The following is a 19,974-nucleotide window of genomic DNA, read 5'->3' as shown; positions in this document are numbered from 1 at the left end:
GTGAAGAATCTTACTCTTCCTTTTATTTTACCATAATATTCAAACTGCTAGCATAATAGAAAAAGAGGACTCCCTGATTAGGAACTCCTCCTATAAAATTGATGCCAAGTATGTGCTTTCAATTCTTCCGTTCATTTCCCCTTTTAAAATTCCCCGTCACTTTTGCCATAATTAACTGCATCCCTTTTTCATCATGGGCTTCTTTCATTTTCTTCAAGAATTTATCCGCTTCTCTTCCTTTTAAGCTTTTCACCTGCTTACCTTCATACTCGATAAATACGGTTTGATCTTTGAGGACCCGGTAGTGAAAAGGAGAATCATCCAGTCGGTTTCGTTTATCGATATTGTCCATCGCTTGTTTTCCCTTCTTTTCATAATTGTTCATGTTGTTTCTTTTTAGGATTAGAGACGTGTTTGTATCATTTCTTTTTAATTCATCACCCATTTATCCTTCATAAATAGAACTCTGCCAATGGCAAAGATGATTACCATGATCACCAAATTGCTTCCTATCGTAATCGCGATGTGCTGATAATCGACCACACCCATCAAAAGTTCTTTGAATTGGCTGAAAAGATTAAGAATCGGGATGGCAAAATGTTTAAAGGTGAGCTCATTTAGTCCCACATTTGTGATGATCATGCCTGGAAACGCCGCAAGCATCATGATCGGTGCACTGTAGCTACCGGCTTCTTTGACGGTTTTCCCCAGAATGCTTGTGATCATCTGCAGGGAAGCGATGAACACGGCATACACAATAGTTAGCAACAGGGAAATCCCTATAATGACATAGACATTCTCTCCAAAGGATACGGCTTCTTTTAAGTTTTCTGTAAACAGGCTGATCTCCATCGCGAGGACAATAAGCGTGACAAGACCTGTAATGACACCTACTGAAGCAATGGTCAACCATTTGGAAAGCATTAATGTGGAGCGTTTGACGGGTGTCATGAGTAATGCTTCCATCGTTTTCTTTTCTTTTTCCCCAGCAAATAAGTCAGCTGCCGATGGGGCGGTTCCCACTCCTATGGATATAGCCAGGATTAGCGGAACAAGAAAAGATAACAGGAACATACTCCCCTCTTCATCTGACACTTCCTGTTTTGTGATGGTGAATGGCTGAATGACAGAAAGGTCCGTCCCTTCAGCTCTCAACCTTTCTGACGTAACCACTTTCTCAAAGGCAGTGAGAGAGTTTGTAACTGCATTCATCAGGTTGCTGGAGTTCTGGCTGAAGGAATCTCCGATCAAGGTGATATCAGCTTGCTTTCCTTCATTGATATTTTGAATGAAATCACTGCTCACAATCATGGCAACAAGTGCTTCTCCCTCTTCAACGGCTTTCCTGAGATCGTCTGTTTTTACTAATTCAATCGTTTCATTTCCTGAGAAAATTTGAGTGACGTCCTTACTGACATTGGAGTCTACTGCTAGTGCATACGTTTCCCCCTCGCCTCCTGAAACCATATTTTCATAGAAGAATACGAGTCCACTCATCATAAATATCGGAAGAAAGACGGTCAAAAGAAGGGTCCTCCTGTCTCTGAAGCTGTCTTTCAATTCTTTTAGATAGATACTAAGAAGCATAATGTTCATCCCCTCTCACCAGTTTACTCATGAAAATATAATTAAGATCCCTGCTCTTTTCAGTCTTATATAACTCTTCAATATCCCCCTGGTATACCAATTCCCCTTTATGCATCATGGCTACTTTGTCACATAGCATAGAGACTTCTTCCATGATGTGACTGGAGAAGAGGATCGTCTTTCCTTCTCGTTTCAACTGATGTACAAGTTGGCGGAAAACATTTGAAGAAGTGATGTCGAGACCAGTCGTCGGTTCGTCAAATAAAATGATTTCGGGATTATGAATCAGGGTTCTGGCAATGGCTACCTTCTGACGCATACCTTTGGAGAAACCTCCCACTCTTCTGTCAAGATAGTCTCTCATCCCGAACATCCGGGAGAGGTCGTCGATTCTCACCTTTGTTTCATGTTTGCTTAATCCGTATAATCGAGCAAAGTATTGAAGATTCTCCCTTGCAGATAATCGGTCATATAAACCGGTTTCCCCACCAAATAATACACCGATCTTGGTTTTGATTTCGTTTGGTTCTTTTAGGGTATCGTGACCTGCAACTTCTATTGAACCCTCGGTGGGTGTCAATAAGGTGGCAATCGTTCTAAGAAGTGTCGTCTTTCCGGCACCATTTTCGCCTAACAGCCCGACCACTTCACCTTTTTGAATCGAAAGAGAAACGTGTTTTAATGCGGTTACATATTTTTTCTTATCTTTAAACTGTTTTGTAACTTCATGAATATAAATCAATTTTCTCACCTCATTAAGTATGATTGTAATGTCATCTTACAAATAATTGGTGATGGAATCTTTACTTATGTCGTGAAATGTCCACTTCTTGTCGTGAAAATGCCAAATTCTTCATGAAAGATGGTAAAATGAAGGTGAACTTCAGAAGATGCGAGGGGAATGGAAATGAAGATTGGTCTCGTAGACGATCGAATGATTGACTTAGATAAATTAAATGGCATCGTTTCCCGTGCCGAGGGACTGGAAATCGTCTTTTCCACCACCTCCGCCGAGGAAGCCTATGACCAAATCAAGAAAGAAACCATCGACGTATTGATTGCAGATATTGAGATGCCCCACCTATCTGGATATGAATTGGCAGACATCATCCACTCACATGCTCTCAACATATCGGTGATCTTCGTGACGGCAAACAGTGGATATGCTGTCCACGCCTTTGAATTGAACGTCCATGACTATATTATGAAGCCATATACAAATGATCGCCTGATGAAATCCATTGAGCGACTTATGGAAAAGTCGAGAACGGCAGAATTGAAGGGCCGACTCTATTTAAAGCAAAAAAATGATATACATATCATTCAAAAGAAAGATATCGTCTTCATTGAAAGATCCGGCCGATCAACGACGATTTACACCAAAGAGGAAAGGATCAAAACCTATCTGACCTTGAATGAATTAGAAGGAGAATTACGGGAAAGGGATTTCATCCGTTCCCATCGTTCCTTCATCATCAATATACACTTTGTAAAGAATTTCTCTCTCTATGCGAAGAATTCGTATGTGATTACATTTGATGGAATCGAGGCACAGGCAATGATCACAAAGGAAAAAGTAGAGTATCTGCAACAACATTATTTCTAAAAGGTGGAGCCCGTTGTGAAACAAATGAAAATTTATTGGTTAATTCTTTCCCTATTTGCCTTTATACATATTCACGCATTATTAACGAACCTACAGTGGGATCTGCCCATTTTATTCACTTATGCAGCAGTCTTTTTTGTAACGTATCTGAGTTATAGAAAAACGAAAATACAATCTTTTGGATTCGATCAGAAATGGGGTAACCTGCTTTCCCTCACACAACTATTTCTGTTACTTCCGTATTTGATCATTGATTCAACATGGTTACCAGCGGTCTTTTTTATGATTTTTATCGGGATTGAGTGGGTCCGATGGGACGTCTCTTCCAAATTTAATGGGCTTCAGAATGATGTTGAGCAGTTCGAGATGGAGCGACTTCATTTATCCGAAACATTTCGGGCTGTACGAAGTGAACGGCATGATTTCCTTAAACATATTTCGTCCATTCACTATATGCTCGAACATCACCACCACGAAGAGGCAGCTGCCTATTTAGACGATTTGGTGGACGGGTATGAAGAAACCAACCTTTCCATTAAAGGGGAACGTGGAAGTGTGGCCGGAATTCTCCACCAGATGTACAATCGAGGAAAGACTTGCGGGGTAACGATGATCTATGATGTAGATATGCCCCTTTCCACGTTGCCCCTCCCTGATAAGAAAATTGTGACAATCCTTGGAAATCTGTTGTCCAATAGTATTGAGGCTTCAGCCGAATGGCTTGAACATTACGATAATGGAGCAAGCGTCAGCCTCCAGTTTTATAAACGAAGCGGGCTTTATATGCTGGTTTGCAAGAACCCTTCCCTCCCGATATCGCCATCGATCCTTGATGAGCTATTTCAAAGCTACGGACATACAACAAAGGAAGGCCACGAAGGTCTCGGCACCAAGATCATTCAAGAAACCGTGAAAGAATACAATGGTTTTCTGGATTTTGTTTATAAGGAAGAAGAATTCACGGTGAAAATTAAAATCCCGGCAATTCATTAGGGAAATCCATTTGAACAATAGATGGCTGACGAAATGGTAAAGGTTTTAGCATCTGCGAGTATTCATCTTTCGAATCAAAACACATTCATACGTTTCAGCAAACGCATTCCGGGGAATATCCTTATGAATGAATCGAGAGGAGGAACCTCAATGAGTGGAGCATCTGGAGCTGTTTTGTTTATAATAATTCCTCTATTAATCATTGCGGTCATTATTGGAATAACGATTAGTTACTTTAGAAACAAAGCGAAAAAAAATAAAAATTTCTAGGATTAATTGTTTAATTGACTTGAGAAAAAAGGCTTGATAGTACGAGCCTTTTTTTGTTTCATATACAACTAAAAAGCAAATAAATAATCAAGTTATTTATCGATGACCATCTCTGCGCGCTTGAATATAACCATAGTACGCGCATGTGCCATTTTCAGCCAAATCTTTCACTTCGAATCCACAGGTTTCATAGAACTTAAAATTGTTTGCAGAGGTATGGGCAAACCAATCTCCATGCGGTAATTTGCTTACACAGAGCTCAACTAGTTTCTTCCCTATCCCCCTGCCCCGATAATCTGATAATACCACTAGGTCCATGATATTGGCGGCCATGATCTTATCCGATATGACCCTGACCATGCCAATCATCTTGTCTTGATCCCAAACCGTGAATGCCCATGTCGAGTTCGTGAATATCAAGGAAAACTTTTCTTTCTGCCATGAAGGTGTGTTTCTAGCCCAACCGGCATCTTCAAATAATGCTTCAACATAATGTGCAGGCACTCCCTCCGTTCCTTCTCGAATGACTAAACCGTAGAAATACTGATACATTTTCAGTTCCCCCAATTCCTTTCAAATGGTTCTCTCCATTTTTAGAAATATTAATAATATGCTCTGTATACTTCACCAATGAGCCCCTTCAGCTGTTGGACACCTGTGTCTGTATTCGTCATGATCACGAGACCCGATTCTTCATATGGATATGCAACCATCATACCTTGAAAGCCGACTCCCCATCCGAGTGAGGAAACTTCTATCCCTTTCTCATGAGTATCACGAAAGACACCAAGCCCCATCCACTCTTTTTCAAATTGTGGGGCAATCATCTCTTTAGCACTGACCGAAGAGAGGAGATTACTTTCGCCTTTGATTGCTTTCATCCATTCAGTAACCAATAGAGCCACATCCGTTGGGGTGGTCCATAATCCTGAAGCTGCAGGATAGGGGTATATGGGGTATTTTCCGGTTACCAGGCCACCATCCTTGGTATGACCGCAGGAGAACTGATCTTTGGATGCCGGCAGCTGAAAAGTACTATTATTTAATTGTAGGGGCAGGAATAAATATTTTTCCATTACCTCTTCAAATGATTCTCCCATGATATCCTCTATTACAAGCTGGATGACGCAGAAGCCGGCATCGGAATAGGAAAATTCGCTTCCGGGCTTATATTTCACTTCGATTGGATTATCACAATAGAGTGCTTTGCCTTCCAATATTTCGACCATGGAAGGGGTATCAAAATTAGGATTGAGTTCAGAAAAAGAGCCTTCCGGATCCACAATCCCTGAATGGTGACTTAGTAAATGCCTCAATGTTATGATTCCGAGAGAATTCACGGGAACTTTCCATGATGACAGGTACTCATTAATATCTCTATCTATATCCAGAATTCCCTGATCAGATAAAGTCATCACTAACATGGAGGTGAAAAACTTACTGATTGAACACGCATGAAAGATTGAGTCATGTTCCACTCGTCTACTTGTTCCTGTCTCAAGAAAACCAAAGCAGTCGGTTTTACTTATGCAGGCACCTTCAATTGTAGCTATGCTGACTCCGACAATCTGGTGATCTTTCATTTTTTTTTCAAAGTTGATCGTTTGTGGTTTCATAGGATCCCCCACTATTTTTATCATTAAGAATTCCTCTGAAAATGATGGGAACATCTTTCAATTTCCTTCTCCAAATCATGTGATCCGAACCTTCACCCCAGTAATCCTTCAACCAATAATCGGGCTCTCCCAATTTTCTTGTCCATATCGTTTGAGCGCTGGCATATCCACTATCCATGCAAAACTCTTCAATATCCCGATTTAGAAACGTAAGAAGCATCGTGTTCAAAAGGAGCGAACCAATCCCACATCTTTGGTAACCGGGATGAACAAAAACCGTTCCTATCTCATATACATCCCTTAGAGCGCCACCGGTAGTGCGATTGATGAGCTCACTGGAATGACCGTATTCGATGGTACCTACTATCTCCTGATCATCTTTTGCTATTAGGAAATACCGTTCTGCACCATTACTATCAAAGTCAGATTGTAAGTAGGCATTCTTGGTTTCTAGTTCATTCTTTAAATCTTCATGGAGCGAAGAGATCCCTTCTTTAGCAAAGGTATCTTGAATAACCGTTGTAAAAAATCGGGTCAGTTTTTGATTATCGTTTGATTTCGGTCTGCAAATTTCAATTCTATTCATAGTCGTTCACCCCTGAATTAGGCTACCAAATCACAACAACTGGATCAAAATGCATTCTTTTCAGTAAGCATTCTTCTAATCAGCCGGATTTGGCCCCTGTGATTGATCTCATCCTCGAATACATGAAACCAGATGAAATAATGGTTGGAAGGCTGATTATCCCATAATCTGCTTTCAAAGAGCCATTCATCGTTACGCACGGAAAACTCATGGAATGTTTTCTTTCTGACCTCCCCAAGTTTTGTCAGATAAAATTCTAGAGGGTTCCCATTTATATTCTTTCGACCTTCTTCTCCTAGGCTATAGGCTGCACCCCATTCAGCCATTTCCTGTTCGTTTGGCCTTCTCCCATCAAATAGTTCTATTTGAAACCCTTTTTCTACCGCCGCCATATGGAGCAATAGAGCTCCGATACTGTTAGCACCTTCACACGGTAAAAAGTCCAGTTCAAAGGGGGTTAATCCTCTCACACAGTCCAATGTCGTTTTTCTGGCATAGTCCATCTGAGAGACGAGGTAACTGATTTGCGGACTAAAACCCTTTCGTGAGTCTATTTTATATTCCATAGATTATCGCACCTTATCTGTTATATTGATTAAACGACGGGATTCGAGAGCCGCTGTTTCACTGGGAAAACGTCTTTTGGTACCCATCCTTCTTCGCCATTTTTCTTGATTAAGTCATATCCTGTGCAACTACTGTCAACAACCGAGATGATATCTCCAATATCTACAGAGATCTGCGCACATGAAAGATCCGTTTTTGCCGAATACGTTCCCTTTTCACTTTCATAAATGTACTCATTTTTAACATATAATAGATCATCCGTTCCAACTTGTTTGCACAGTGTAAAATGCTCAAATGGTTGAAGGGGTATCAATTCGTAGTTTGGGTAGGAAATGGACCCCGACATGATTGGTTCTGATATATAGCCCTTCACCACTTCACATGTAAAGTGATGATCGGTATAGGTTTGGGAAAAGCTGTCCCCGTTCTTGGTTCTATGTATGATAAATGCATTTAACTGACCTGTCGATTTAATGACATTCCCGCCGTCGATGGAGATGATTTTCTTATCTTCACTTACAACCGGATTATTGGAAGGAATGTCACTGGAATAATTGACAACAGGCCAATGGCCGACTATGACATATTTCCCTGATCGATGTGATTTCTCGAGGAAAGCAGACATCGTGATGGCTGCTATTCGATCCGTTTCTCTCCAATCCTCACCATCATCAAGACCTGCATGGACGAAAATATAGTCGTCTGTTTCGATTGCAGTCGGCAATTCCATCAGCCATTGTATTTCATGGGGGAAATGTCGTGTAAGGATCTCTTTCACCTCCTGAACCGCAGTATCCTCTTTCAGTTCAAATCCTACTTCATCAAGCCACTCTTTCAATATGGAATGTTTTCGTGATCTGATGTAGTCCATCAATTTGGGATTCTCTTCAAGAAGATCCTCTATCACAGTGTCGCAATTCCCCTCCGTTACATGAACATTCGGGTTAATCTTTGCTAATTCCATGATATATCGGACAGTCCCTTTACTATTGCTTCCTTTTTCACAAAGATCACCGTTGATGAATAAATGGTCTTCTGAACTGAAATTCACTTTATGTAGGAGCTTGATAAAAAGATTAAGTTCTCCGTGTATATCCGAGATTACTATGACTCTTCCTTGATTTGGTAAGATCACTCTTTTTATTTTCTTCAATGTCGTCTCCTTCCTCGAGCAATGGTCAATCGCTCCTATTCATTTCGCTGTGAATTCCGCTTTCTAGAACATATTCCAATAACCCCTCTATACTTCCCGAATACTTTTCCACTTCAGGTAATTGGTAAAATGTAGTCGTGTTTGCAAGATCATATACCTCACCTTTGGGGGAATACAGGATGGTGCGTATTCCAAGTCCCAGCGCTATTCCCAGTTCGACGTGACTTCCTTTTTCTCCAGGAAGTATAATGATGACCACATTTGATTCAGTGATGGCATCTTTTTCATTCTGTCCGATATGCTGAAGGTCTTTCAATGATGATGCGCGATCATTCCTGGTCCAATCATATGTATGGCTAAAGCCTTTCTGTTCAAGTCGATCACTTACATATCGAACAAGGTCCTTATTTGCAAAGCTTGAGCCAATATAAAACTTCATCATTAACACCTTCTTCCTAATACAGCTATTGTGAATCCGAACACATATTCCAATTATTCCAAATTATTTAATAAAACACAATCCTTTCCAAAATAAAAAAGTGCCACCCTAATGTAGGGGTTGACACCTTCTCTACTCCTTCAATCGGTCCCGACGCCGATCAATGTAAAGTGTTCCATTTTCCTGCAATTCAACGTAAAATGCATCTTGAAGTTTCACTTGGAAGTAGTTCAGCTGATTACGAAGCCATTCTTCAGATATGCCCACTTCCTTTAAATTCTGATACAGGATGTTCCCATCAACGATTAACTCTGTTGGGATATATGTAGGTTTGCCGGTTATGATATCCTGATCCTTTTTGGTTATTGGTTGATTGTCGGATTTTAAAAACACGGTCAATTTCCCATCAGGTTCGAAGATGGCGGTATCAACTTCGTTAGTAGAAAATACATTTTTTTCTCTTAGGAGCATGCTTAAATCGTCCATATTCAGATGATGTTTCCCTAACGTATCTTCAAGAATTTTACCATTCTTCATGACAATGACCGGTTGCCCATCCATCACTACCCGTGCTCTCGGTGATTTGAGTCCGATATATCCAACCAGGAGTGTTAAGACACTCCACCAGACAAGGCTTGTCAATCCTTCAAAAAAAGGCGTCTTCGATTCACCTGCAATATCTGCTGCAATGGAACCTATGGTGATCCCTGTTATATAGTTAAAAAAAGTTAACTGGCTCAATTGTTTCCTTCCGAGCAAACGGGCGACAAGGAGGAGAACCAGGAAGCTTGCTGTTGAACGAGCAATCATTTCAAAGTAATCAACGTGAATCAATTCGGTTCGACTCCTACAGGTATTTTCTATTAGTATTGTTTAATAAGTACCTAATATACTTTACCCCGTCACGATGCATTTGAAAAACCCCGCTACCGCATAACGGCTTATGAAGTTATCATGATATCTGCCGATTCTGCAGGATGATACCGATTGATATAATAATCTTCTGCTTTCCAATATCTATTTTCGAATTTTGACCTATTCTTTTTCGTTTCGTTTGATTCGCGGTTAAACCTCGTCTCCCTCGGACAATCCAAATAGATAATCTTATCAAAAAAATGTCTCCACTCTTCCCTCTGAAGAAATACTCCTTCAATAATGATTAAACCTTCCTTTGGCAACGGAATGGTTCTGTCGTCATGAGTGTCTCGCGAGCCTTCATAAAATGGGAGAGTGATCTGTTCCTCTGCTTTCAATTTCTGAAAGAAGTGATTTGAAAGCCATTCTACATCCCACTGCAAATGAAAATATTCCTGCCATTCTTCTGAACCAGTATGATAACGGCGCGCCCGTTCAACGATAAAATCATCCAGATGAAAAATTTGATAGGGACGATCTTCTTTCTCTAATTCAAAGCGTAATTGTTGAACCAAAGTAGTCTTCCCCGAACGACTTAATCCGTCTATCCCCAACACAAATCTCGAATTACCATGCTGGCCACCTATACTATTCAACAAATCCATATAGGAATTCAACTTATCCACTCCTCTACCTCTTAGTAAATTCCACGTCATATTTTACCATTATATTCATAAAAGAGGGACGGACCTCTCTTTTCAGAGCAAAATCCTTTTGTATAGGGATTCTTTCTGAAAAATGTAGGTCCGTCCCTCATCTTATACTTGGATGAAGTGGGTTGGTTTGCCTATGCTGTAGAGTGTTAGTTCGTGCATGGCTCGTGTGCATGCGGTGTAGAATAGTCTTCGTAGACTTTCTTCATCGTATGTTTGGGCTGATGCGTCGTAAATAATAACGGCGTCGAATTCGATTCCTTTGGCTAAGTATGCAGGTATGACGACAACGCCTTGTTCATATTCGAGGGAGACGCTTTTCATTAGTTTCAGGTTCTCGACTTGGTTTAATGAACCAAATACACGTTCACTTTCTTCAGCGGTTTTGCATATGACGGCGATTGAATGGTACCCATGTGCCTTCCACTTCTCAATTGTTCCGGTAATTTGATCATGCAGGTCATCATGGTCTGTGACTGTCGTTATGACAGGATTTGCTCCATCCCGCTCGAAAGCGGAGATAAGTTCCCCACCGGGAACCAGTCTTCGTGTAAAATCTATGATTGGTTTAGTGGACCGGTAGCTCTCGGTCAGGTTAATTTGATTTGTTTCATCCGGACCGTACAATTCTGTCAGGTTACTAAAATCAACATGTTCATTTGCATGCGCAAAGATAGCCTGATTAAAATCTCCGAGGACGGTCAATTTAGCTGATGGAAACAGCCTTTTAATGAATTCAAATTGAAACGGAGAGTAATCCTGTGCTTCGTCGATGAGTACATGCTTAATGGATGTATTCGTTTGGAAACCGAGGATCAGCTCTTTTAATAGTAAGAATGGCGTCGCATCTTCGTAATAAAGTTTCCCTTCGTCAAGCATTCTCAACGTCGACCGGCATATACATTCCCATTTCCCGGGTGTATTCCTACTCATTAAAGAACGAATCATCATAGGATCTGAAAAGAGCTGCTGATAAACCCCTTTTACATCCACATATTGGAGGGTCTTGATCCATTTACGCAGCTTCTTGAACTTTTTTAGTACAACCAATCTTCGCAACGCTTCATACTCTACTTCGTAATCATCGGCGATATTTCTCTTCCTAAAATACTTACGTGCCTTATGGTATTGCTCATTGCTCATCAATTCAATCGCTTCTTCCACCCAAGGCTCCACCCGTTCTCTTTTCTCTGCCTGATCGATTTGAATGTTTAGCCATTCAGTCAGCTTTTCGAGCCTGTTATGGAAACGAAGTGATGTGTCACATGAATAAAAACGTTCGGTGATCTCTTCAGACGTAACGATCGTCCTTCCCCTGAACATGATTCCTTTGAACTTCATCCCTGAACCCTCTAAGGATTCTCTGTATGATTTGATTGCTTCAAAGAAATCGGTAGATGCCTTGAATTGGATGCTCGCCGTACGTGTTTCATACGTTTGGCGGTTGTCTGCTTTCCTCAACACGTACTCGAGCTGATGGTATGGACCCTCTACCTGGAATTCAATGCTTAATCGGTGATCCAAATACTCCTGGAAAGTTACCTGCTCCATGTTTTCTTCCCCAAGTTCAGGGAGAACTTGAGAAACATAACTGTTGAACATAGAATTAGGTGAGAACAAAACAATTTGATCTGCTTTCAAGGTTTCCCTATATTTATATAATAGGTACGCGATACGCTGAAGGGCAGCAGATGTTTTCCCACTCCCAGCTGCTCCTTGAACAATGAGGAGCCTGCCCTGGTCATGCCTGATAATCTGATTCTGCTTCTGTTGAATCGTAGCGACAATGCTATGCATGTGATTGTCTGTTCGTTTACCGAGTACCTCCTGTAAAATCTCATCTCCGATCGTGAGGCTCGTATCGAACATGGACTGGATCACACCATCCCTGATGAGATACTGCCACTTGCTTTCCACGACCCCACGGATGATGCCCCCCGGGGTCGTGTATTCTGCCTGCCCTGGTGGATAATCATAGTAAACACTTGAAATCGGTGCCCGCCAATCGTAAATAAGAAAGTCATTACCTGTTTGATCAGTCAGGGTCGATATCCCGATATAAACCCTTTCAGTGGATTCCCCCTCTTCAGTGAAATCAATGCGTCCGAAGTAGGGCTTCCCTTTCATCCTGTGCAAAGCCGATAATTTTTTAAGTGCCTGTTTGTGAGCACTCTCCGAAACGGTTAACGATTGCGCCTGCTGCCTTAAGGCAATAACGGTTTCCAGAAAATCATCGAAGGTATCTGTGTTTACCTTTACCTCATCCCAGAAATGATTTCGGGTCTCCGCCACTTCCTCCTTGCGCCTTCCTGTTTCGGTTTCCAGGGTCTCGATCTGTTGCATGATGTTATCAATCACATCGTCCACTCGCTTTTGCTCATGCCTCATTTCAGATTTCATCTAAGCACTCCTTCAGCTATAAAATTCAGGGTTGACTAACGAGGATGTTATGTTGTATAATTATTATTGAGGGTATATGAATATTTTTACCCCCAATAAAAGTGTTTCTGTACTAATTTATCATAATCACAAGACATTTACAATAACAAATTGAAACCTGCACCTACTATTTATCATAGTGGTGCAGGTTTTTGTGTAGATAGATATGCTGCTCTCCCGTTCTAAAACACCCCATTTTCGTTCACAGGATTCTCCGGAATCGGTTGACCTACGTCCCATAATTCTACGATTCTTCCACTTTCAAATCGAAAAATGTGGACAACCGCTGCCCCTGCATCCTCGGGGTTTTGCCTTACATAGGAATGAACCGCTACTGTCTCTTCATCTGCCATCGCTCGTTTCACTTCAAATCTCTTGTCGGGATTTTTAATAGCATTGTCTTCCATGGCGATCATGAGCGAATCCGGGTCACCACGGAAATAAGGGTTGTGATGACGAAAATCATTTCCTGTGTAATCCTTAAACGCTCCCCGAACATCTCCTGAGGCAACTCGTTCCAGAAACGAAACGGCTATTTCTTTTTTGGACATTGCATATGATTCAGACACTTCCATCACCCTTTCACTATATATCACTTAGTTTATTGAACACTCTTCCCTAACTCATTAGTACATCATAAAAAGTCCCATTAAAAAATAAAGTGATGTCCCCTATCGTTCTAATGCAAAAAAAGGTGAAATAATAGGTTGCCTTTGTCACTTCTTTTTTGTAAAGCTCTTTACATGCTTGAATAAAAAGCCGATCAAATTTAAACCAACTGAGTATCCAGGCAATGATAAGGAAACTGGCAATCGTCATTCTCCATCCCTCCCAATCTCTTGCTGACATGACTCACTATACGGTCATCTTCCAACTTGTACTTGCCAGCCATTTCTCTTTCTCTTTATAATCAGGTACAATCTTCCCAACCAACCTCCAGAAAGATCGATCGTGGTTGAGGTGGATCATATGGCACATTTCATGGACAACGACATAGTCGATGACCTCCTGTGGGGCCATGGCCAATTTCCAATTAAAAGTCAGCTGCCTTCTACCGTCGCATGTCCCCCATGTCTTTTGACTATCCGAGATGCGTACCGACCGGGGCTTGTTCTTAAAATGGTGCTGATGATGAGCAATGCTGCTCTCTACCAAGGATTTGCACCTCTTATAGTAAAAACGTTTCAACGCCTGCTTTATCCGTTCATCTTCAAGCTCTCTGACCTGGATTTTTAGCGTATCCCCGCTAAAAGTGACAGAGTCTTTCGTGATGTCAGGGGTATGAAGAACTTCAATGGGGAAGCTTTTTCCGAGATACAGGAAAGGTTCTCCATGTTGGTAGGACTTCATCTGAGGGCCATTTAAACGCTCCTTCAATTCTTTCGATTTCTGAAGGATCCCATCCCAATGATGCTCAAGCAATCGAATGACAGATTCTTCATCCGTCCCTTTAGGTGCTTGGACTTCAATATTCCCATAGCTATCTAAGAAAATGCCGATTGATTTACGGTTTTTATACTTAAGTTCAAATTGAATCGTCTCTCCTGCATACGTATGATTCATCTTCTAACCCCTATATCGGATTGCCAAGCCCTTTAAGAAGTTCCGCGCGTAGCGATCGCCGCATATACGGTAATTTTTATGACCTTCTCTTCGAAAAATCGCACCTAATTCCCCTTTGGTGATATGTACGTCAGCTAATTCCAGGATTTCAATCATATCCTCACTGGTTAAGGAAAGTGCAATCTTCACTTTCTTTAAAAGAAGATTATTCACATGTTCATACGTTAATTCCGGTCTTTCCGCCTGTCCAGGCTTCACTTCCCGCTTCCCTCTTTTAAACGTGATAAAACCATTCAAAAAGGATTCGAACATCTCATCGTCACAATGGATGTGATCGTCCCCTTCATTCATCCCTTCTTCATCCATTGACTTCGTCAGCACTTTCATCACTTCATCTTTTGATAATTCTATTCCACCAAGGTTGAAGATGTCTACCATTTCTGTATTTTTAAGATCGAGAGCGTACCGCAATCGAATTAAGATATCGTTATTATCAATATTCATTTGAATGCCTCCTGAGATTTTGCGTTTACTAAATCATTAGCTTACCATCTTAACGGCATAAAAAGAAGCTTGCAAGATAAGATTCTCAAAAAGCATGAGTTTTTGAACAAAACAAATAAGTATCCTGAATGACAAGACTTCTAGGCTGCAGAACAATTTATTTTAGATCTTTCATTTTTAGTTTTGCGCCACTGTTTTTCTAAATGGAAAGCGCCGTAAAACCGAGGAACGTAATAAAAGCCTGAATGAAGGAAGTATCATACAGGCTAATTATTACTTAATAAATTCACTTTTTGATCTAAGAATTAGGTTGTCAAAAATAAATAACAACTATGGCATGAGAATCTTCCTTACCAAGAATGGAGGCCGTTTCGCTTTTTAAAATCAGTTCAAGCTACGAATTTGGCTGGGTCTTAAATTTTTGAGAGCCCCATCACAAATCGATTTTCAAGTATGAAATTTGAGTTATTTAAAAATCAATTGAGCAATTTCCGTTCCACTTTCAACTTCATCTGACTTTAACGGAATCATTTCAGAGATTTTTTCTTCAAAATTCGGGAAAACAAGGACTGAAATAATTTCTTTTCCCTTCTCCTCAATATAGGAAAGATCAAAAGTACCAATGTGGTCATTAACACTAACTATATCTCCAGCATTAATTTTGATATTAAATCCTTCACCTTTTAATTCAACTGTTTCAAGTCCTAAATGTAATAGCATTTCAAGGCCATCTTCCGTTACCATTCCAATTGCATGTTTAGTAGGAAACACTTGTGTAACCTTCCCATTTACAGGAGAAAAAACTTCGCCGTTAGTTGGAATAAAGGCTAGCCCTTCGCCCATCATTTTCTGGGAAAAAACGGGATCTGGAACACTTCCTAATGGAATAACCTCGCCCTTTAAAGGGCTATGGATGAATATATTTTTTTCTTTTTTACTCTTCTTAAAAAACATCATTTCACACCTCAATGTCTATCTTTTACTATTTATATAATCTAAATATCCAAATGCCAATGCTTCTACCACAATAAAAAAGGAAGAGGCAGATCGTACCCACCAATTTTTCGGAATAGGATTCATCGTACTGGAAGCATATAAATTAAAATCAGCATGTCCTGACAACCAATTACTTTTAAAATTGGTAAGGGAAATCATTTTTGCACCCTTAACTGCAGGAATATCAGGTAACCCTTGTAAGTTTGGATTTTCACCGGATAGCGAAAACAAAATAATTAAATCTTTAGAAGTTAACTTTTCAATTATAAGCCTATATTCATTTGCGTGGGCCATTGCAGGAATAATTTGAACGGGTTTGCCAATAAGTAGGAATAGTCGTTGCAGTTCTGCAGCTTGATTTTTCTGGGCTATTCCTGTTGAAATGACATAAATATTTTCGCTAGTATCAATTGCTTTATAAATAGGTTCAAAGTCCACACTATTTAAATAGTCTAACGTTTTATTGACATCATAAAGAACTTGTTCAAACAATTCATTTGGTTTAAGTTCCTCATTTGGGCTGGCATTTTCCCATTTTACAAAGTTTTTAAATTCACTATATCCACTAAAACCTAATTTTTGAGCAAATCTTAATACAGATGATTTGGATGCTAAACTATTTTTAGCTAACTGATTAATACCCATGTTCCCAATTTTATCTTTATTAGCAAGAACGTACTTAGCAATAGTAAAATCAGTATCACTCAAATACTCATAATTTTTATTAATTAACTCTTCAAGATTCACAAGGAGATCCTCCTAACTTAATTACCAGGCAACAGGGTATGAAAACACCTCATACCCGCTACTAGTTTAGCAAACCCTTTTTCCTTAAGAAAGTTCCGGCCAAAAATCCTTGTTTGCCTCGATAAGGTCATCTAAAATTGCTTTTGCAACACTCGCACTTGGTACTGTCTTTGACAATGTTAGCGCCTGCCAAAGTTTTTGATATGATTTTTCTAAATAAGCTTGAACGACTAACTTTTCTACTGATACTTGTTGTTCAATCAATCCCTTTTGGAATTGAGGAATCGTCCCAATAGATAGTGGTTCCACACCTGCTTTACTTACTAAACATGGAATCTCAACCATTGCAGTTGGTTCAACGTTTGCAATCGCCCCATTATTAGGAACAATTAATAGCATTCTTTCATATGTGTTGTATGCAAGCGCTCCTGCCAATCGAACGATGAATTCCGCGTGTTCCCCGGCTTCAATACTTGTTCCTTCAGCGGTGCCAGCTTCGGCAATTCGTATACATTCGGCAAAAACATTCTTTTCACGATGATCCATCACTTCGTTTGCCCGTGTATGTTCTGGGTTTGAATGTTGTACTACATAGTCAGGGAATAAATAATATTTTAAATACGTATTTGGTAGTGTATCCGGGTCAACAGCGTATACGTCCTTAGCTTTAGTAAATGTATCCATCCAGCTGGATTCCGCTAGCAGTGGATTATTAATCCCATCATTTTTAGCCCCATAACCCCATTGTTTTACATGTTCTTTCAATCTTGGCATTAAGTCATTGCCTTCTTTATCATAAAGCTCAGTCCACCAACCAAAATGGTTTAGTCCATAATACCGTTCAATAATATCATTCTCAGATTCCAACCCTAAAATGTCAGCCATTGATTTTTTAATGGCAACTGGCATATCACAAATATTAATGATTTTCGAGTTAGGACGTAAGATACGTGTTGCCTCTGCAACAATCGAAGCTGGGTTAGAGTAGTTTAACATCCAAGCATTCGGTGAATACTTTTCCATATAATCAATTAATTCAATTACTCCTGGAATTGAACGCATACCATAGGCCATGCCGCCAGGTCCACATGTTTCTTGACCAACGGCCCCATATTTTAATGGAATTTTTTCATCTAGTTCACGCATTTTTAGACCACCGACACGAATATGTGCCATTACGAAATCAACATCTGTAAAAGCTTCCTCGGGATCTGTTGTTGCTATGAATTCAATTTTAGGAGCACGTTCCTTAATGATAATTTCACATGCTTTCGCAACGATATCTTGACGTTCTTTATTATTATCGTAAAATTTTAATTTCCGTAATGGAAATTTATCTTGATTTTCAATTAACATCATTACAATTCCAGCTGTATAAGTACTTCCCCCACCAGCAATTACTACAGAATTTTTTTTCATTTTTAGTCCCTCTTTCCTTATTGTTGTTATGTCTTAGTGTATAAATATTTCTTTAAGGTTAGTATACTGCGATTTTTCCTTCATCGTAATAGTTTGGAAAGATGATGGGAAAGGTTTCACTCATTGGGAGATTTCTTTAACCTTCTTACATCCTATTTTACTTTCGAACACTTTTAATCTTTTCTTCCATTTTATCTCGAACTTGACCAACTGATAGTCCAACTATTACTTGGATCGCTTGTTTATTTCGAACTAAGCCATGTGCTCCATGTTTTCTAAAAACTTGTTCACTTTCTAGTTTTTCAGGATCTTTTACTGTAACACGTAATCTCGTTGCACAGTTTGTAATATCTTGAATATTTGCAGCGCCACCTAAATCTGCTAAAAAGTATTCAGCTAATTGTTCAAAAGAACTGCTTCCACCTGTATTTCCTAATTTCTTCTCTTTGTAATCTGCTTTCGTAAATAACTTGCTTTCTACATCATCAGACTCCCTGCCTGGCGTCAAAATATTAAACTTAATAATTAGATATCTAAATAAAACAACATAGATAACGGTAAATCCTAAACCAATACCTATTTGAAGCAGCCAAGTTGCCCAGTGATTTTGCCATGTACTTGCCCAAGTGATTGAGAAATCAAGTAAGCCGTATATAAAGTTACCTGAAACACCAAAGGCATACATAATTGCAGTCATTAAACCAGCCAAAATAGCATGAATTAAAAATAAATAAGGAGCAATAAACAAGAATGTAAACTCTATTGGTTCTGTTATCCCTGTAATTACTGCAGTAAATGCAACAGGTAAAATTAATCCAATTGTTTGTTTTCTTTTCTCTGGTCTACTTGTAATGATAAGTGCAATTGCTATGCCCAAGCATCCAAATACTTTGGAATTCCCAAACAAGGTAAAACCACCCTGAGGAAACAACTCTGTCATTGATTTAGTCGAATTTGCAAACTCTGCTACATGAGAAAACCAATAAGCTAGAAGTCCCCCATTTACTGCAGCTGGTCCATAAGCAAAGGGCTGCCAGATAAAATGGTGTAAACCAGTTGGAATCAGAATTCTTTCTAGAAAACTGTAAAGCCCTACACCTATAGCTCCAGATGTTTTTAATAGCCCTTGAAGTGAAAAAATCCATTCTTGAATATGTGGCCAGACAAGACAAGTTAAAAGTGCTACTGGTATCATAACTAAGAATCCTACTATCGTGACCAAGGCACTTCCTTGGAAAATTGCTAAAAGGTCTGGCAATTTTTTATCATAAAAGCGTTCATGAAGCCAGATAGTAATTCCTGCAATAATTAATGCACCAACCATACTCGTATCAAGCGTTTTAATACCTGCTATACTTGCTAATCCGCTATATCCGCCTACATCCTTAGAGAAATCCACCCCAAAAGTTGAACCAGATGTAGATAGTAATGAGTTGATAAATACATTAAAAAACATATAAATAACGAAAGCTTCCAATGCAGCCCTGCTCTTTGATTTCTTTGCTAAACCAATAGGTAAACCGATAACAAATAAAAGGGGAATATTTTGAAATACAACGTAACTCCCATCAAAAATTAATTTCCAAAATGCATACCAAATGGTACCTTTAGCAGCAATACTTCCGACCATTTGCTCATTTAATAAAGTGTTACTGAGACCTAGTAACAATCCCATAGCCGGCATAATCATTACTGGAATAAACATGGCTCCACCAAATCGCTGCAATTTCTGCATCATAATGAATCAACTTCTTTTTAGTTTTTATAAGAAAGCGCTATCTCTAGAGCAATTATAGAGCTGCATGATTATTCTAACAATCACTTATCAATAACTTGGGAAAAGTACCAGATAATGAAACAAATGAGACTCAGAAAATTGAAAATAACTTTTAGGAGTAGACCTTGATTATTAATAAAAAAA

At 39.6% G+C, this 19,974-nt stretch carries 22 protein-coding genes; 2 read left to right on the top strand and 20 right to left on the bottom strand.

Annotation, left to right across the window (positions count from 1 at the left end):
• Positions 1-118: 118 nt before the first annotated feature.
• From BVI01S_RS16740 to BVI01S_RS16730, 3 genes are all read right to left on the bottom strand, one after another.
• Positions 119-352, bottom strand: a complete 234-nt coding sequence (locus BVI01S_RS16740) for a hypothetical protein (protein ID WP_061811012.1) — start codon at positions 350-352, stop codon at positions 119-121.
• A gap of 77 nt (positions 353-429) precedes the next feature.
• Positions 430-1,587 (bottom strand): ABC transporter permease, encoded by a 1,158-nt coding sequence (locus BVI01S_RS16735; protein WP_061810994.1) that lies wholly within the window; start codon positions 1,585-1,587, stop codon positions 430-432.
• Positions 1,577-2,329 carry an ABC transporter ATP-binding protein gene (locus BVI01S_RS16730; protein ID WP_034759629.1) on the bottom strand — a complete coding sequence of 251 codons (753 nt, stop codon included), beginning with the start codon at positions 2,327-2,329 and terminating at the stop codon, positions 1,577-1,579. The genes BVI01S_RS16735 and BVI01S_RS16730 overlap by 11 nt, the downstream gene beginning before the upstream one ends.
• A gap of 165 nt (positions 2,330-2,494) precedes the next feature.
• Between BVI01S_RS16730 and BVI01S_RS16725 the strand changes: the two genes are divergently transcribed.
• Entirely contained in the window at positions 2,495-3,193 is a 699-nt protein-coding gene (locus BVI01S_RS16725; RefSeq protein ID WP_034759630.1) for a LytR/AlgR family response regulator transcription factor, read from the top strand.
• Positions 3,194-3,217: 24 nt separating this feature from the next.
• Entirely contained in the window at positions 3,218-4,186 is a 969-nt protein-coding gene (locus BVI01S_RS16720; RefSeq protein ID WP_079533474.1) for a sensor histidine kinase, read from the top strand.
• Between the two features lie 366 nt (positions 4,187-4,552).
• On the opposite strand, the gene BVI01S_RS16715 is transcribed toward BVI01S_RS16720, so the two are convergent.
• The 17 genes from BVI01S_RS16715 to BVI01S_RS16635 form a co-directional block, all read right to left on the bottom strand.
• Complete coding sequence (locus BVI01S_RS16715) at positions 4,553-5,008, bottom strand: GNAT family N-acetyltransferase (protein WP_061810993.1); 456 nt, start codon at positions 5,006-5,008, stop codon at positions 4,553-4,555.
• Between the two features lie 50 nt (positions 5,009-5,058).
• Positions 5,059-6,072, bottom strand: a complete 1,014-nt coding sequence (locus tag BVI01S_RS16710; protein ID WP_061810992.1) for a serine hydrolase domain-containing protein — start codon at positions 6,070-6,072, stop codon at positions 5,059-5,061.
• Positions 6,047-6,658 carry a GNAT family N-acetyltransferase gene (locus BVI01S_RS16705; RefSeq protein WP_061810991.1) on the bottom strand — a complete coding sequence of 204 codons (612 nt, stop codon included), beginning with the start codon at positions 6,656-6,658 and terminating at the stop codon, positions 6,047-6,049. Before BVI01S_RS16705 ends, BVI01S_RS16710 begins: the two co-directional genes overlap by 26 nt.
• Positions 6,659-6,702: 44 nt before the next feature.
• Complete coding sequence (locus BVI01S_RS16700) at positions 6,703-7,224, bottom strand: DinB family protein (protein WP_034759636.1); 522 nt, start codon at positions 7,222-7,224, stop codon at positions 6,703-6,705.
• A 29-nt stretch (positions 7,225-7,253) separates the two neighbouring features.
• Positions 7,254-8,378, bottom strand: a complete 1,125-nt coding sequence (locus tag BVI01S_RS16695; RefSeq protein ID WP_034759638.1) for a metallophosphoesterase — start codon at positions 8,376-8,378, stop codon at positions 7,254-7,256.
• Between the two features lie 25 nt (positions 8,379-8,403).
• Positions 8,404-8,820, bottom strand: coding sequence for a nucleoside 2-deoxyribosyltransferase (locus BVI01S_RS16690; protein WP_369690894.1), 417 nt, complete (start codon positions 8,818-8,820; stop codon positions 8,404-8,406).
• Between the two features lie 129 nt (positions 8,821-8,949).
• Positions 8,950-9,651 (bottom strand): DUF421 domain-containing protein, encoded by a 702-nt coding sequence (locus BVI01S_RS16685; protein WP_244886949.1) that lies wholly within the window; start codon positions 9,649-9,651, stop codon positions 8,950-8,952.
• A 107-nt stretch (positions 9,652-9,758) separates the two neighbouring features.
• Positions 9,759-10,337, bottom strand: a complete 579-nt coding sequence (locus BVI01S_RS16680) for a kinase (RefSeq protein ID WP_061811009.1) — start codon at positions 10,335-10,337, stop codon at positions 9,759-9,761.
• Between the two features lie 153 nt (positions 10,338-10,490).
• Positions 10,491-12,785: an RNA polymerase recycling motor HelD gene (gene helD / locus BVI01S_RS16675; protein ID WP_061810990.1), complete on the bottom strand. Its 2,295-nt coding sequence runs from the start codon at positions 12,783-12,785 to the stop codon at positions 10,491-10,493.
• A 221-nt stretch (positions 12,786-13,006) separates the two neighbouring features.
• Entirely contained in the window at positions 13,007-13,399 is a 393-nt protein-coding gene (locus BVI01S_RS16670) for a nuclear transport factor 2 family protein (protein ID WP_061810989.1), read from the bottom strand.
• 43 nt (positions 13,400-13,442) lie between these two features.
• Positions 13,443-13,643 (bottom strand): hypothetical protein, encoded by a 201-nt coding sequence (locus BVI01S_RS16665; RefSeq protein ID WP_061810988.1) that lies wholly within the window; start codon positions 13,641-13,643, stop codon positions 13,443-13,445.
• A 36-nt stretch (positions 13,644-13,679) separates the two neighbouring features.
• The gene (locus BVI01S_RS16660) at positions 13,680-14,387 is read right to left on the bottom strand and encodes a M48 family metallopeptidase (protein WP_061810987.1); all 708 of its coding nucleotides are present in this window, start codon (positions 14,385-14,387) and stop codon (positions 13,680-13,682) included.
• Between the two features lie 3 nt (positions 14,388-14,390).
• Positions 14,391-14,891 carry a YehS family protein gene (locus BVI01S_RS16655; RefSeq protein WP_174523041.1) on the bottom strand — a complete coding sequence of 167 codons (501 nt, stop codon included), beginning with the start codon at positions 14,889-14,891 and terminating at the stop codon, positions 14,391-14,393.
• A gap of 465 nt (positions 14,892-15,356) precedes the next feature.
• Complete coding sequence (locus BVI01S_RS16650; RefSeq protein ID WP_234943139.1) at positions 15,357-15,845, bottom strand: PTS sugar transporter subunit IIA; 489 nt, start codon at positions 15,843-15,845, stop codon at positions 15,357-15,359.
• 18 nt (positions 15,846-15,863) lie between these two features.
• Positions 15,864-16,634 (bottom strand): MurR/RpiR family transcriptional regulator, encoded by a 771-nt coding sequence (locus BVI01S_RS16645; RefSeq protein WP_061810985.1) that lies wholly within the window; start codon positions 16,632-16,634, stop codon positions 15,864-15,866.
• A gap of 84 nt (positions 16,635-16,718) precedes the next feature.
• Entirely contained in the window at positions 16,719-18,053 is a 1,335-nt protein-coding gene (locus BVI01S_RS16640; protein ID WP_061810984.1) for a 6-phospho-alpha-glucosidase, read from the bottom strand.
• Positions 18,054-18,210: 157 nt separating this feature from the next.
• Entirely contained in the window at positions 18,211-19,791 is a 1,581-nt protein-coding gene (locus tag BVI01S_RS16635) for an alpha-glucoside-specific PTS transporter subunit IIBC (RefSeq protein ID WP_061810983.1), read from the bottom strand.
• Between the last annotated feature and the right edge of the window lie 183 nt (positions 19,792-19,974).

It is taken from the genome of Rossellomorea vietnamensis NBRC 101237 (assembly GCF_001591825.1).
Lineage (GTDB): Bacteria > Bacillota > Bacilli > Bacillales > Bacillaceae_B > Rossellomorea > Rossellomorea vietnamensis.
This window is presented reverse-complemented; position numbering and strand designations above follow the sequence as displayed.

Excerpts from the sequence above, each read along its gene's own strand:
- BVI01S_RS16740 (WP_061811012.1), bottom strand. The coding sequence starts at position 352 with ATGGACAATATCGATAAACGAAACCGACTGGATGATTCTCCTTTTCAC.
- BVI01S_RS16735 (WP_061810994.1), bottom strand. The coding sequence starts at position 1,587 with ATGCTTCTTAGTATCTATCTAAAAGAATTGAAAGACAGCTTCAGAGAC.
- BVI01S_RS16725 (WP_034759630.1), top strand. The coding sequence starts at position 2,495 with ATGAAGATTGGTCTCGTAGACGATCGAATGATTGACTTAGATAAATTA.
- BVI01S_RS16720 (WP_079533474.1), top strand. The coding sequence starts at position 3,218 with ATGAAAATTTATTGGTTAATTCTTTCCCTATTTGCCTTTATACATATT.
- BVI01S_RS16715 (WP_061810993.1), bottom strand. The coding sequence starts at position 5,008 with ATGTATCAGTATTTCTACGGTTTAGTCATTCGAGAAGGAACGGAGGGA.
- BVI01S_RS16710 (WP_061810992.1), bottom strand. The coding sequence starts at position 6,072 with ATGAAACCACAAACGATCAACTTTGAAAAAAAAATGAAAGATCACCAG.
- BVI01S_RS16705 (WP_061810991.1), bottom strand. The coding sequence starts at position 6,658 with ATGAATAGAATTGAAATTTGCAGACCGAAATCAAACGATAATCAAAAA.
- BVI01S_RS16700 (WP_034759636.1), bottom strand. The coding sequence starts at position 7,224 with ATGGAATATAAAATAGACTCACGAAAGGGTTTTAGTCCGCAAATCAGT.
- BVI01S_RS16690 (WP_369690894.1), bottom strand. The coding sequence starts at position 8,820 with ATGATGAAGTTTTATATTGGCTCAAGCTTTGCAAATAAGGACCTTGTT.
- BVI01S_RS16680 (WP_061811009.1), bottom strand. The coding sequence starts at position 10,337 with ATGGATTTGTTGAATAGTATAGGTGGCCAGCATGGTAATTCGAGATTT.
- helD (WP_061810990.1), bottom strand. The coding sequence starts at position 12,785 with ATGAAATCTGAAATGAGGCATGAGCAAAAGCGAGTGGACGATGTGATT.
- BVI01S_RS16670 (WP_061810989.1), bottom strand. The coding sequence starts at position 13,399 with ATGGAAGTGTCTGAATCATATGCAATGTCCAAAAAAGAAATAGCCGTT.
- BVI01S_RS16665 (WP_061810988.1), bottom strand. The coding sequence starts at position 13,643 with ATGACGATTGCCAGTTTCCTTATCATTGCCTGGATACTCAGTTGGTTT.
- BVI01S_RS16660 (WP_061810987.1), bottom strand. The coding sequence starts at position 14,387 with ATGAATCATACGTATGCAGGAGAGACGATTCAATTTGAACTTAAGTAT.
- BVI01S_RS16655 (WP_174523041.1), bottom strand. The coding sequence starts at position 14,891 with ATGAATATTGATAATAACGATATCTTAATTCGATTGCGGTACGCTCTC.
- BVI01S_RS16650 (WP_234943139.1), bottom strand. The coding sequence starts at position 15,845 with ATGTTTTTTAAGAAGAGTAAAAAAGAAAAAAATATATTCATCCATAGC.
- BVI01S_RS16640 (WP_061810984.1), bottom strand. The coding sequence starts at position 18,053 with ATGAAAAAAAATTCTGTAGTAATTGCTGGTGGGGGAAGTACTTATACA.
- BVI01S_RS16635 (WP_061810983.1), bottom strand. The coding sequence starts at position 19,791 with ATGATGCAGAAATTGCAGCGATTTGGTGGAGCCATGTTTATTCCAGTA.